This is a genomic window from Clostridium sp. CTA-5, from assembly GCF_054768135.1.
On the sequence record NZ_BAAAAT010000004.1, the window covers coordinates 199,857 to 214,465 of the forward strand.

At 25.2% G+C, this 14,609-nt stretch carries 12 protein-coding genes; 6 read left to right on the top strand and 6 right to left on the bottom strand.

What is annotated here, in order from left to right; genetic code table 11:
* The first annotated feature begins 112 nt into the window (after positions 1 to 112).
* The 3 genes from ACYUET_RS10530 to ACYUET_RS10540 all read left to right on the top strand — a co-directional run bounded on the left by ACYUET_RS10530 (position 113) and on the right by ACYUET_RS10540 (position 2,835).
* Positions 113 to 817, top strand: coding sequence for an alpha/beta hydrolase (locus ACYUET_RS10530; RefSeq protein WP_460279416.1), 705 nt, complete (start codon positions 113 to 115; stop codon positions 815 to 817).
* 364 nt (positions 818 to 1,181) lie between these two features.
* Complete coding sequence (locus ACYUET_RS10535; protein WP_460279418.1) at positions 1,182 to 2,102, top strand: ATP-binding cassette domain-containing protein; 921 nt, start codon at positions 1,182 to 1,184, stop codon at positions 2,100 to 2,102.
* Positions 2,095 to 2,835, top strand: coding sequence for an ABC transporter permease (locus ACYUET_RS10540; RefSeq protein WP_460279420.1), 741 nt, complete (start codon positions 2,095 to 2,097; stop codon positions 2,833 to 2,835). The genes ACYUET_RS10535 and ACYUET_RS10540 overlap by 8 nt, the downstream gene beginning before the upstream one ends.
* A gap of 102 nt (positions 2,836 to 2,937) precedes the next feature.
* Here ACYUET_RS10540 and ACYUET_RS10545 read toward each other — a convergent pair whose 3' ends face one another.
* Complete coding sequence (locus ACYUET_RS10545) at positions 2,938 to 3,945, bottom strand: PLP-dependent cysteine synthase family protein (protein ID WP_460279422.1); 1,008 nt, start codon at positions 3,943 to 3,945, stop codon at positions 2,938 to 2,940.
* Between the two features lie 326 nt (positions 3,946 to 4,271).
* Here ACYUET_RS10545 and ACYUET_RS10550 point away from each other — a divergent pair, with 326 nt between their 5' ends.
* Together ACYUET_RS10550 and ACYUET_RS10555 are read left to right on the top strand one after the other, a co-directional pair.
* A complete protein-coding gene (locus ACYUET_RS10550; protein ID WP_460279424.1) occupies positions 4,272 to 5,459 on the top strand; it encodes a class I SAM-dependent rRNA methyltransferase in 1,188 nt (395 codons plus the stop codon).
* A gap of 312 nt (positions 5,460 to 5,771) precedes the next feature.
* The gene (locus ACYUET_RS10555) at positions 5,772 to 7,163 is read left to right on the top strand and encodes a L,D-transpeptidase family protein (RefSeq protein WP_460279426.1); all 1,392 of its coding nucleotides are present in this window, start codon (positions 5,772 to 5,774) and stop codon (positions 7,161 to 7,163) included.
* Between the two features lie 127 nt (positions 7,164 to 7,290).
* On the opposite strand, the gene alr is transcribed toward ACYUET_RS10555, so the two are convergent.
* The 4 genes from alr to ACYUET_RS10575 all read right to left on the bottom strand — a co-directional run bounded on the left by alr (position 7,291) and on the right by ACYUET_RS10575 (position 12,031).
* Positions 7,291 to 8,451, bottom strand: coding sequence for an alanine racemase (alr, locus tag ACYUET_RS10560; RefSeq protein ID WP_460279428.1), 1,161 nt, complete (start codon positions 8,449 to 8,451; stop codon positions 7,291 to 7,293).
* A gap of 156 nt (positions 8,452 to 8,607) precedes the next feature.
* The gene (locus tag ACYUET_RS10565) at positions 8,608 to 9,048 is read right to left on the bottom strand and encodes a flagellar basal body-associated FliL family protein (RefSeq protein WP_460279430.1); all 441 of its coding nucleotides are present in this window, start codon (positions 9,046 to 9,048) and stop codon (positions 8,608 to 8,610) included.
* A gap of 436 nt (positions 9,049 to 9,484) precedes the next feature.
* Positions 9,485 to 10,942 carry an aminotransferase-like domain-containing protein gene (locus ACYUET_RS10570; protein WP_460279432.1) on the bottom strand — a complete coding sequence of 486 codons (1,458 nt, stop codon included), beginning with the start codon at positions 10,940 to 10,942 and terminating at the stop codon, positions 9,485 to 9,487.
* Positions 10,943 to 11,122: 180 nt separating this feature from the next.
* Complete coding sequence (locus ACYUET_RS10575; protein ID WP_460279433.1) at positions 11,123 to 12,031, bottom strand: LysR family transcriptional regulator; 909 nt, start codon at positions 12,029 to 12,031, stop codon at positions 11,123 to 11,125.
* A gap of 190 nt (positions 12,032 to 12,221) precedes the next feature.
* Between ACYUET_RS10575 and bsh the strand changes: the two genes are divergently transcribed.
* Positions 12,222 to 13,211, top strand: a complete 990-nt coding sequence (gene bsh / locus ACYUET_RS10580; RefSeq protein WP_460279435.1) for a choloylglycine hydrolase — start codon at positions 12,222 to 12,224, stop codon at positions 13,209 to 13,211.
* Between the two features lie 375 nt (positions 13,212 to 13,586).
* On the opposite strand, the gene ACYUET_RS10585 is transcribed toward bsh, so the two are convergent.
* Complete coding sequence (locus tag ACYUET_RS10585; protein WP_460279438.1) at positions 13,587 to 14,198, bottom strand: SAM-dependent methyltransferase; 612 nt, start codon at positions 14,196 to 14,198, stop codon at positions 13,587 to 13,589.
* Positions 14,199 to 14,609 lie beyond the last annotated feature (411 nt).

The window sequence follows — 14,609 nt, forward strand, 5'->3', positions numbered from 1 at the left end:
TAAAATTAAATTATATAGTTAGTATATAGTAAAATTTTAGTTTGTAGACAATACAAGAAAAACATGTAAGTATAGAAAAATTATATTTATATTTTGGGGAGGAAACATTCAGATGATAAAACAAAATTTGGAGATAGAAAATATACCAGCAATTTTATGGGGTGATAGATCAGATAAGTTATTTATAGTGGTGCATGGTAATATGTCAAATAAGGCAGATGATTCGATTATTGTATTTGCAGAAGAAGCAACAGCAAGAGGTTATCAAGTACTTAGTTTTGATTTGCCTAAACATGGTGATCGTAAGGATGAAGCCTATGATTGTAAAGTTCAAAATTGCATTCAAGATCTTAATAGCATTATGCATTATACACAATCATTATCAAATAATATAAGTGTATTTGCTTGCAGTATGGGAACATATTTTAGCTTGTTAGCGTATAAAGATATTTCATTAAAACAGTGTTTGTTTCTATCACCAGTGGTAAATATGGAACGTATTATAGAGAATATGATGACATGGTTTAATATAAGTGAGAATAAACTAAAAATTGAAAAAGAAATTCTTACACCAGTTGGACAAACACTCTATTGGGACTATTATTGCTATGTAAAAGAACATCCTATTGTTAATTGGAATAACTTAACTTCAATTTTATATGGTTCAGAGGATAACTTATGTGAGTTTGATGTGATATCTAAATTTGCAAAGCAGTTTGATTGCGATTTACAAATAATGAAAAATGGAGAACATTATTTCCATACCAAAGAACATCTGCAATTTTTCCGAAAGTGGCTGAAAATTAATATTGAATAAGAAATTGAATAATATTATTTTTTCTTTAATATATAATAATTTTGTTTCAAAAAGTTCTTGATGGATCAAAGTATGATTTTTATAAGTAATAAATTAATTAAATAATTAATCTTATAATAACTTAGCGCTAGAGTTTATTTTCTAGCGCTTTTTATATAATTAAATATATTTATGATATCAACATAAAAGGTAAGATATAGAATATTTAGTAATTGATTTATATTATAAAATTTTAATACTTTCTTAAGAATTCCGAAATGAGTTAGAAAGATTTTAGTACAAGTTCCTTATAAAATATTGTGTATTATAGAATCATCATTTAGAAATGAATAATTAAAAAATATATTATAAGGAGTTAAGTAAATTGGATAAATATATAATTACAACTAAAAATATTACTAAAAAGTATGGTAAGCGTATAGTTTTAAATGGTCTATCTATGAATATAAAAAAAGGTGATATTTATGCATTCATAGGGGAAAATGGTGCGGGTAAATCAACTATGATTAGAGTACTTACAGGTCTTGTTATACCTAATGAAGGACAAGTAGAATTATTTGGGTATAGCAAAGAAGATAAGATTAGAGAGGAAAGAAGAAAGATTGGTACTTTAATAGACTCTCCAGCTTTATATTTTAATATGACTGCAAAGGAAAATCTTGAACTAATAAAAATTCAAAGGGGAATATCTGAAACTAAATGTATTGAAGAAGTTTTAGAATTAGTAGGTCTTAAAGATATTGAAAGGAAGAAAACTAAGAACTTCTCGCTAGGAATGAAACAAAGACTTGGAATTGCAATAGCATTATTAAATGATCCTGAAATTTTGATTTTAGATGAACCTATGAATGGTTTAGATCCAATTGGAATAAAGGAGATGAGGAAACTTTTATTTAAATTAAATAGGGAACGAGGAATAACCATTTTAATATCAAGTCACATATTATCTGAACTTGCTCAAATTTCAAGTAGATACGGTTTTATAAAGAATGGAAAATTAATTCAAGAAATAACAGCAAATGAAATTTCTAATAAATGTAGAACGTATCTTCATTTGAAAGTTAGGAATATTTCAGAAGCTTCATTTATTTTAGAAAATGAGATTGGAATAAAGAATTATAAAATTTTTCCAGATAATGTTATGAGAATATATAATGAATTTAATGGAGAAAAAATTACGCTAGCTTTATCCAAACATAACATAGGGGTCAAAGAAATAATGCCAATAGATGAATCACTTGAAGATTATTTTACTAAGTTAATTGGGGGAGAATATAATGAATAATTTAATTAAAGGAGAAATTTATAAATTAAGGAAAAGCAAATATTCTATTGGAGTTATTTTTTTAACGTTAGCTATTTCAGTTTATTCAAAACAAGGTTGGGATTTTAGGAAAGCAATACTGAGTATAAATAGGCCTATAGATTCTATATATGGAATAGAGTCAATATCATATGCATTTGGACAAATTAGATATACTAGTTTTATATTTGCTTTATTAGCAGGAGAATTTATTGCTAAGGATTTTAAAAACAGTAATATAAGCAAAACATTCATTTATGGGTATAAGAGAAGTAATATTATCATAAGCAAGTTAATAGTAGTTATACCATTTTTTTTATTACTAAAATTGCTTTATTTAATAATATTAGTTGCATACGCTTCAAAAAATAATGGATTTTGTGAAGTATTAGATTTTAATACTAAACTATATTTAATTAGGTTAATTGTTGTTGGAATGATGTATACTATAGCAGTAATATCTATAATTACTATGGTTGCAATAATAGGTAAAAGTTATTTTTATACTATTGCTTTACCATTTATATTTTTAATGACATATAATTCGGAGAATATATATTTATCTTATTTAATGGCTAATGTTGCTGGAATGAATGCCATGGAAGTACTTGCAACTAAATCAGAGGTTATAAAAAGTATAATTGTATCAACTGTAACTTTTATAATAACAATTGGAGGAAGTTTACTATATATAAAATATAGTGATATTAAGTAAGTTATAGCAATAAGGTTAATAATAAAAAATAGAGAAATTTTTATGAAGACTTAAATTATATATAATAAGGGCTGTCTATTGTTTTAAGACAGCCTATTTTGATTAGATTCTTTTTAATCCTACCAATTCTATATCAGAAGAAATAAAATGATTTTTTATTTCTTCTTTTTTCATTAAATCAGTACTAAGGTATTTTTTATTATCATCTGGAAATACAGTGACAACATTTTCAGTATAGTTATTTAGTTCTAAAGCTTTTACGGCTCCTAAAAAGTTAGCTCCTGAAGAGATACCTACCCCTAAGCCTAATTTTTTAGATAGCATTTGAGCCATTACTATAGAATCACCATCATCAACACTAATTACTTGATTTAAACTATTAAGATTTAGTATCGGAGGGATAAATTCGTCTATAATTCCTTGAATACGATGTTCACTTACTTGAGTTCCTGTAGAAAGTGTTGGTGAGTTTGATGGTTCTAATGGATATAATTTTATATTTGGATTTCTTTCCTTTAAATATTTACCTATCCCCATAATAGTACCACCAGTACCAACTCCAGCAACAAATGCAGAAGGTGTAATCTCTATTTTTTTTAGACTTTTCCATATTTCGGGAGCAGTATATAAATAATGGGCTTCTGCATTATCATTATTAGAAAATTGACAAGGAAGAAAAATATTTTTAGTGTTCTTTTTAATTTCTTCGGTAAGAGATAAGCATTTTAAAAAGCCACCATCTTTTTTAGAAACTAAGTGAAGTTCTGCGTTAAAACTTAAAAGTAATTTTTTCCTTTCTTCGCTCATCCAATCAGGCATATATATATGAACAGGATTTCCTAAGTAGGTACCTATAGCTGAAAAAGATATACCAGTATTTCCACTAGTGGTTTCTATTATGGTGTAGTCTTTTTTTATTGTATTTTTTAGGTAAGCTTTTTTTAGAATATATAAAGCCATTCTATCTTTTATACTTCCTGTGTAATTATAATATTCAAGTTTAGTATAAACCTTTAAATCTTTTCCTTTGTACTTAAAAGAAATTTCAACAAGTGGGGTGTTTCCTATAAGTTTTTCTAAAGTATTTATTTTATTAAATATACTATTCATAAATCTCCTATCTTAAAACATATTGTTACAATGTAATATATGCAAAATATTAAAAAACTAACATTATTAATAGTAAGTATTTTCTATTAAACTTGTAAATTTGTGATATAATTATTTAGTAACATAATATTTAGGCACATTCAAAAAATACTAGACCAGTATACTTGTTTATTTTGAGTTATACTGCATCAGCAAATTCAATTAATAGTATGAATTATTAACTGAACTTGTCTCTTTGTCTAACACAAAATATACCAAACATCTTTGGTCTATTATTTTCTTTCATGTGCCTTAAAACGATAAAATTAATTTAGGACGGTACATAAATGAAAGAAGTAATACTTACAGTAAAAAAAGAATTTGTAACTAAGTACAAAAATGGGTATCCCCTAATTTTTGAAGATGCTTTAGAGAGTGCAAAATGTTTAAAAGAGGAAGGGCAGATAATAACTCTTATAGACGACAAAAAAGCTTTTTTAGGAAAAGGATACTATGGAAATCAGAATAAGGGTTGCGGATGGGTTTTAAGCAATAGTAAGAATAGTAAATTTGATTACAGGTTTTTTTACGATAAATTGAGAAACGCATTTTCTAAAAGAATGAGATATTATCATTCTAAGGATACAACTGCATTTAGAGTATTTAATGGTGAAGGAGATGGAATTGGCGGCCTTACTATAGATTATTTTGATGAATATTATCTTATAACTTGGTATAGCAAGGGTATATATGTATTTAAAGACATGATAATTAAGGCTATAAAATCATTAGTTTCTTTTGAAGGGATATACGAAAAAAGAAGATTTGATGAAAATGGTATGGTTTTAGAAGAAGATAGTTATTATTGTGGAAGAAAAGCACCAGAGCCTTTAATAGTTAAAGAGAATGGGGTTAACTTTGCAATTTATTTAAATGATGGTGCAATGGTTGGAGTGTTTCTAGATCAAAAAGAAGTAAGAAAATCTATCAGAGACAAGTATTCTAAAGGTAAGAGAGTACTAAATACATTTTCTTATACAGGAGCATTTTCTATGGCAGCTGCAAGAGGTGGAGCTGTTACTACAAGTGTTGACTTAGCATCAAGAAGTTTAGAAAAAACAATTGAAAATTTTAACATAAATAAAATTAATCCTGAAAAGCATAATATAGTAGTTGAAGATATTTTTCTTTACTTTAAAAAGGCTAAAAAAGAAGAACTAAAGTTTGATTTAGTAATTCTTGATCCACCAAGTTTTGCAACATCTAAAGATCATAAATTTAGTGCGGCAAAAGATTATAAAGATTTAGTTAAATTAGCTATTGAAGTAACAGATGATGAAGGAGTAATAGTTGCATCCACTAATTGTGCTACATTTAATATGGTTAAGTTTAAGAAGTTTATAGATAAAGCTTTTAAAGAAAGTAATAAACATTATGAAATTTTAGAAGAGCATACATTACCACAAGACTTCATGACTACAGATAAGTTTCCTGAAGGAGATTATTTAAAAGTAGTATTTGTAAGAGTTTATTAATATAATTTAATTTTAGGTAGACATTATGAGTAAATTATTAAGTTCTAATCTTTCTAATAGTGAATATATTTATATTAAAAATTATAAATAAATGGACTTATTATTACAAAGATTGTAATATTTATATATTAGAAGAATAGAATTTATAGTTAATATATATATAAACAAACTTAAGTGAAAAAATATCATAAAATTCTATATAGAGTTTGTAATATAAAAAATTTATAAGTTTGCTTTTATAATATTTGATAAATATATAAAGATTTAAATTTAAACTTTAATTTGTATAATAAAAAGAGGGGACTAATTATTATGAAACGACAAAAGCATAAAAGCAACAAAAATAAGAAAAATATGATTATTTGCTTTTCTATTTTTATGTCAATGTATTTAGGGGTATCAGCATATTTTATGAATCATTTTTATTTTGGTACTAAGATTAATGGTATCAATGTTGCCGGAAAGACTGTAAAGCAAGCAGATGAATTAATATCATCATCTATATCTACATATGCGTTAGAATTACAGGGAAGGGATGACAAAAACGAAGAAATTAAGGGTACTGACATTGCTTTAACATATGACCCAAAAGATAAAGTTACTGATTTAAAAGATAGCCAAAATCCTTTAGCATGGATCACTTCAATTTTTAGTAAGAGTCATACTAATTTAGATGAATTAGTTAAATTTGATGAAAATTTATTAAAAGAACAAATAAATAAATTATCATATTTTGATAGTAAAAATATAGTTGAACCTAAAAATGCAGGTTTTAATTATATAGATGATGCTTATGAAATTGAAAAAGAGGTAATGGGAAATAAAATTATTAAAGAAAATTTATATGAAAATGTAAAGAGTTCTATTCTTAAAGGTGATAAACTATTAAATTTAGGTGATACAAATTCGTATGAAAATCCTAAGTATGTTGCAAATTCTAATGAAGTACTTGAAGCTAAAAAGTTACTTGATAAATATACAAGTATGAAAATCACATATACTTTTGGAAGTAAACAAGAAACAGCAGATGGTTCTATAATAAATAAGTGGCTTGAAACTGATGAAAATATGAATGTTGTATTTAATGAAAAAAAGATGAGAAGTTATATAGATTCACTAGCACGTGAATATAATACATTTGGTAATACAAGAGATTTTCTTTCATCAACAGGAAAAACAATACAAGTTAGTGGTGGTAACTATGGTTGGATAATTGATAAAACTAAAGAAGTAAAAGATCTGATTGAAATTATTAAAAAGGGACAAGATGTAACTAAAGAACCTGCATATTCACAAACAGCAGTTTCACGTGAGAAAAATGATATTGGAAATACATATGTAGAAATTGATATGACAAAACAACATGTATGGTTTTATAAAAATGGAGCTCTTGTTACCGAAGGCGATGTTGTTACTGGTAATTTAAATAACAATTGTGGAACTCCAGTAGGTGTATATAGATTAAACTATAGAGAAAGAAATGCAACATTAAAAGGTGAAAACTATGCTGCACCAGTTAATTTTTGGTTGCCTTTTAATGGGAATATAGGACTTCATGATGCATCTTGGAGAGATAGGTTTGGAGGAGAAATCTATAAAACAAGTGGTTCTCATGGATGCGTGAATGCACCATATGAATTGGCAAATAAGATATTTGATAACATTGAGTCTGGTACTCCTGTTGTTTGCTATTATGAAGAGTAATTAGACTTTATTTAGAAATGGGTTATGTTTTGAATAATTATTATATTTTAAAACATAACCTAGAATAAAGTTATTAATAAAAAAAATCAGATTAGAATTTTTCGTTCTGATCTGATTTTTTATTTAACTAAAGATAGTTTCTTACATTTAAAATTTCTCCATGTTTAGTATATACTCTAGGAATCCTATATTTAAGCATACAAAGTATTTCATAATTTATGGTCCCCATATATCCTGCAAGATCATCTGCTGTTAATTTTAAGTCACCACTTTCTCCAAGTATTATAACTTCATCTCCAACTTTAACATTATTAATATTTGTTACATCAATCATACATTGATCCATGCAAATTCTACCGACTACTGGAGCAAATTGCCCATTTATAATTACTTTTGCACCACTAGATAGTAATCTAGAATAACCATCAGCATACCCTATTGGAAGTGTTGCAATTATACTTTTTCTTTCAGTTTTAAAAGTTCTTCCGTAACTTATATACATATCTTTATCTAGTTCTTGAACGCGTGTTATACTTGCCTTTAATGTTAAAGCAGGTTTAAGCGAAAGATTTGATTTATTAACTTCATTAGAAGGATAGTAGCCATATAATATAATCCCAGCTCTTACTGCATCTAAATAGGTTTCAGGCATATCCATAATTGCACCACTATTTGAAATATGTTTTATAGGAATTTTAATCCCTATATCTGAAAGTGAATTTACAAATTCTGAAAACTTTTTAAATTGTTCATTAGCATATTCTTTATCTTTTTCATCTGATGTTGAAAAATGAGTAAATATACCTAATACTTCTATACCTTTTAAAGAGTATATAGCAGAAATATCATTAATAGCTTTTTTATTTGGAAGAAAACCAATTCTACCCATTCCGGTATCTATTGCAATATGAATTTTAGCTTTTTTATCAAGAGATAAAGCTGTTTCTGACAATGTCTTAGCATATTCTAAATCATAAACGGTTTGCTCTATATCATATTCTATTAATTCTTGAGCTAAATCTAGTGGAGTATATCCAAGAATCATGATAGGAGCTTTAATATTATTATTTCTAAGCTCTATTGCTTCAGTTAAAACAGCTACAGCAAGTCTTGAAGCACCATTTTCTAGCAATATTGGAGCTACATCTAAGGCTCCATGTCCATAACAATCCGCTTTAACAACAGCTATTATATCTTTATCTTTAGCTAAATTTTTTATGTTTTTCATATTATAAGTTATAGCATCCAAATCTATTTCAGCCCATACAGGTCTCATTATTTTTTCCATTGATTACGCCCCTTAATTTTTTAATATAAATATATATGTAAATAATGTTTATTAACAAAACTTACATATATATTATAGTAAATTAAGTATAATAAAGAAAGAACCACTAATATTATAATTTGTTTTAATGGTGGTCAATAATAAAATATTTTAAATTTATTGAAGAATAAATTTAGAAAATCTAATATCTATAACTTTACAATTGGATAATTGATTATTAATACAGTCCATTAATTCATTTTTTATTTGTTTTTCATTAGCTGAATTACTTATAAAGTTATAACTTTTGCTTTTAAAATAAAAATTAACAATATCTTTTACTATAGGTAGTTGTTTTTCTTTAGTAAGTTGTTTTTTAGCATTACTATCTTTTTCATCATATCCAACTGATATTTCTGCTTTAAAATATTTTTGTGAATCAGGAGGTGATAAGTTTACGATAATTTGACCTAAATTAACATAGACTATTTCTGCTTTTGGTGATTGTGTGGTTGCAGAAGTATTGTTAGAAAAATAGTGATATCCTAATATAATAGAGGTGGGTAATAGAATTAAGAGAAATATACATAATGTTATTATAGATTTTTTAGTAAGCATTAAAACACCTTCTTTTTATAATATTTCTAATCTATCATATTAAAGTTTTTATTAATAATTTAATACGATATTTTGGATTAATGCTGTATTTATATGTATTAAAATAATATAAATATTAAGTAAAAAATTTATATTATTTTTAGATGAGCGAAGATATAAATATTTGTATAAATACATAGTATTAATTAGATAGCTTTATCATAGAAAACTTTTGTAGAATATTAGTTTAAAGATTCAATAAAAAAGCATATAGTGAGTTTATTCATTATATGAAAAAATTTTTAATTTTAATACAAAAAAGACCAGAATATTGTTTATTCTAGTCTTGAAGGAGAATAATAGTTTAAATATTAATTAAATAAGCTATGTTTTATAATATCAGTAGTTATTTAAAATATAGTTATTATATAAAACTATTTAAATAATTTTAAACTTACTAATTCAAATTTTTAGAAAGTAACTTAATATTCTCTCCAATTATTTTAATTCCTTTTTTTATATTTTCATCATTTACTCGTCCAAAACCTATTCTAAATGTATTTAAACATTTATTATCCTCATAAAAAATATCGCCAGGCATAAATATCACACCATCTTTATAACATAAATTTAAAAGATCTCTAGAATTTATATTATCTTTTAGTTTTATAAATATGTGAAGCCCACCTTCACCTGTAACATATTCATAAGGAATATATTTATTAATCATATTCATAACAAGTAGGTATTTATCTCTATAATATTTACGTACATTTTTTAAATATCTAGTAAAAGCTCCGCTTTTTAGATAATAATAAAAAGCACTTTGATCTAAAAATGATGAGTGAATAGTTTTACCACGTTTTACACTTTCTAAAATATCTATAAGTTTAGTATCTCCAAATATCCATCCAATCCTTAAGCCGGGGAATAGTACTTTAGACAAACTTCCTATATATATAACGCCATTACCTTCACCAGTTAGTGAAGCAATAGGATCAATAGGGGAACTAGAGTAGAGTAGCTCTTCATTAAATCCATCTTCTATTATAGGTACAGAGTGTTTTCTAAAAAGTTTATATATTTCCTTTCGTCTTTCAGTTTTAGTTACTATACCAGTTGGATTATTATAAGATGGGATTAAGTATCCAAATTTAGGACTACATTTGTTTAAAACATTTTCGAGTTCTGTTAAATCCATACCTTCTTTATCCATTTCAACTTGTATAATCTTTAATCCATAAGATTTCATTATTTTTAAAGCAGTATTATGTGTTGGTTTCTCACATAATATAATATCTCCTGGATTCGTTAAAGAACTGATAACTATATCAAAAGCTTCAGTAAATCCATTTGTTATTAAAATATCCTTATTAATTACATTTACTCTTTTTTCTTTCATATATTCAAAAAAATAATCTATTAAAGGCTGATATCCTTTTGCATATCCATAATTTAAAAGATTTGATTCTTCATATGTCCATGCATCTAAAAGTGATCTTTTAAAATCATCAAGATTAAAAAGATCACTTTCAGGTGAAATAGATTTAAAAGATATCATACCTTTTTTATAAGGAAGTTCACTTTTTATAATATCAAAATCTCTAAGAGTATTTGCATAAGTATTAATTATAGAAGAATAGTCTATATTATATTCATAAAATTCATTTTTGCCTTCTATTGAAATGAAAGTCCCAATACCCTTTTTTGTAATTATAATTCCTTCACTTTCTAATTTCTCATAGGCGGAAATAACAGAATTTCTACTTACATTTAAAAATTTACTTACTTCTCTAGTTGATGGAAGTTTACTATCTTTTTTTAATTCCCCATTTTTAATTCCATCAATAATATGTTTTTCTATTTGGATATAAATAGGTTCATCCTTATTTATATTAAGAGTAGAAAATATCAATATTAAATCACCTCTTACTTAAATTTACTTAAAAATAAGCTTTGTTATTAATACACATAAAGAAACCAATAGATTAGATATGTGCCTGAATATTATTATAACAAGTCTTTTACATTATTTACAATGAAAGATTTAAACTCTGTTTTGTAAAAGATAAAATCAAAATAGCAGTTAATATTATTAATTATGTTTTATATTTTGTTTTATAAATGTACACAACAAAGTACCTATTTCAGTAAGAGATTTATTTTTTGTTTGTACAAACCATAAAGAAGGACTAAATGTTTCGGAATCTTCTTCAACTGGTATTATTTTTATATCAGATAGCTTCTCTGGAAAATCGTTTATCATGGTATAGTCCGGTCCAAATGAAATAGCCATGTTTTGTTGAATAGTATTCATAATAGAGTTAAGAGTATTAGTTTTAAATAAAATATGTGCTGATTTATGAGTTTTACCTTCTATATAACTTAAGTGATTTAATATAAAGTTATCTTGATAAATAGCTAAGGGATATTCAATAATTTTATCATAGGTCAAAATATTATAAGTAGAAAGAGGAGAATTTCTATTCACAGCAAAACAAAATGAACCATTTGTAATTTTAGTAAGTTTATATGGTAAATTGTGATTTTTGATATTATCAGTAAAAGCAATTAAAGCAAAATCAAACTTTTGTTGTTGTAATGATTTTAAAAGTTCTTGTGTATTTTGTTCAATGATTAAAGTTTCAATAAATGGAAATTCATTTTGAAGTATTTGTAGTGATTTAATAAGAGGATAATTAACACCAGGAATACATCCAATTATTAGTTTTATTTTTGGAAAATTAATTCTGTTTGAAACATAATCATATATATCAAGTTGTTTTTCTAAAATAATATGAGCATTTTTTATTATATATTGCCCTTTAGTAGTTGGAAAACTACCTTGTTTTGAACGTGTAAAAATATTTATTCCAAGTTCTTTCTCTAAACTTGAAACTGCTTGACTAACCGCGGACGTAGTTATATGAAGTTTATTTGCTGTTTTGGAAAAACTTTTTTCTTGAGACAATGTTGTGATAATTTGAAGTTGTTCAAAATTCATAAAATTTTCAATCCTTTACTTAGTTTAGTTTTGCTTAACAATAAGTTAAATATATTTAATTTTACTTAATTATTATTAGAATGTAAACTAATAATATAAACAAGGTTTAGGCAATAGCTTAAATTTTAAGAGTACATACATAATTGTAGAATGGAGAAAATTAAAATATAAATAAAGGGGAGATGGGACAATGTGTACAAGTGTAACATTAGAAACTAAAGATAAACATCATTTTCTTGGACGTACAATGGATTTCGCTATGGATTTCAATCAATCAATTAATATTATTCCTAGAAATTATAAATGGACAAATATAATAAATAAAAAAGTTTTAAAAACTAAATATGGTATGGTTGGAATGTCTGTTGTTATAGATAAGAATCCTATTTTAGCAGATGGAGTAAATGAAAAAGGCTTAATGTGTGCAACTCTTTATCTACCAGGATTTGCAGAGTATTCAAATATAAGACTAGAGGAGAAAAATGGTATTGCTCCTCATGATTTTGTATTATGGGTATTATCAAATTTTAAAACTTTAGAGGAATTAAAGAATGCTTTAAGTAATATAGATATAATTGATACTGAACTTTCATTATTAAAATTAACACCACCATTGCATTGGATAGTATCTGATAAAACAGGAAAAAGTATTGTTGTTGAGAGAACAAAAAATGGAATTGAAGTTTTTGATAATCCAATTGGAGTTATGACAAACAGTCCAGATTTTCAATGGCATTTAACTAATTTACGTCAATATATTGGATTAAGAGCAAAACAATTTTCACCAGTTACATGGTCAGATATAGATTTATCAGCATTCAGCCAGGGATCAGGTACATTTGGGTTACCAGGGGATTTCACTCCACCTTCTCGCTTTATTAGGGCAGCATATTTAAAGAGTAATTTAACACAAATTGATAATGAATTACAAGGAGTAAGTGGAGTATTTCATATACTTTCTAATTGTGAAGTCCCTAAAGGTGCTGTTGTAACACTTGAAAATACTGAAGATATTTCAATATATACTTCTGCAATGTGTAGTGAATCATGTACATATTATTATCATACTTATGATAACCGTCAAGTTTCAGCAATTCATTTGCTTAATGAAAATTTAGATATGCTTGAAATTAAGAATTATCCGTTTAGAAGAGAACAAATAATCAATAATGAAAATTAATTTATAATATTAATTATAATAGAACTATATTTTAAAATACATTTATAAGATTTGTATTTAAAATATAGTTCTTTTTTATTCTTTAGGAAATTATATTTTTTAAAATCTGTGGATAACTTAGATTATGTTGTTGCTTAAAGATTAAGAAATAAAACCTAAAGAATAAAAAAATCATATGCCGCACCATTATTCCTGCACTACGTTTGGAAAGGGTGCATGGCTAAAAAAATCGATGCTCCACAGTCGCTTAGCGATTTTTTTATATCTATGTATTTTATAAGTATTATTACGCTGAATAACTTCTTTTAATGTTATGCAAATATTTATTTTTAATATACTTTTATTTTGAAACAATCATAGTTGTGTTGTTATTTATTATAAATAAGTTAGTCTATAAATACATATTTTTTGACGATTATCTTTGTCATATAAATGGTTTAATTTAATTTCATCAATAAGTTTGAAACAGGTTCTAGTTTCTAGGTAATATATATAATCATCAGAAGGATAATATAAAATAACATCTACTTCTCTTTCAACTTCTTCAACAGAAAGTAAAATATTTGATATAACTTTCATAAATATCTGTAGAGAAAATGGATTAAAAAAATAGAATTTGTTGTCATATGGTTGTATTTTATATTCTTCAGCAAAGCAGTTAAAGAATTTAATTTTATTTTTATCTTTTTTATTATTTTTTAGATAATTAATTTTATTATTAATCCCCTCTTTATAATAGTAATTATTCATTTCTATACCAGTAACATTTGAATCAAAAAAGTAATTTATATAAAAATTTAATCTTCCTTTTCCACATCCAAAGTCAATTAAACTATCTATATCTTTAAGCTTATATTTTTCAAATAATGTTTCTAATACAAAATAAGATGTGGGTTCATATCTATTGTAATGTAAAGATTCATTAAAGATTTTTTGTTCTCCACATGTTTTAATATTAAATAATCTTTCGTAGTAATAAGTATCCATTAAAAATCCTTTCTAAATTTAAATATATTGAATGTAAGTTTATATAGCTATTTTAAAGTATATTATTTTAGGTTTATTTAAATCAAGTAAAACTTTTACTAATCATAAATTAATAAAAATTTTTAAACAATCTAATAATATAGATATTATATTTAAAATTTAGTATAGCCAGTTTTTTATAGATATAGTTTAAGGTTATAGATTTAATTAGAGAAACGCTATTTAAATAATTCTCTATGTTTTAAGTGAATGTTGATATTTTAGAGTTCTTAAGTGAGAATCCAAATTTTATATTTGGTTCTTCGAACTTACTCCACGAATGTAAATGAGGAGAGTTTCCTATTTCAATTCTGTACATGAGCTTTATAATAAAATATCAATACTATTTTAAAATATAGCCTAATAATTAAA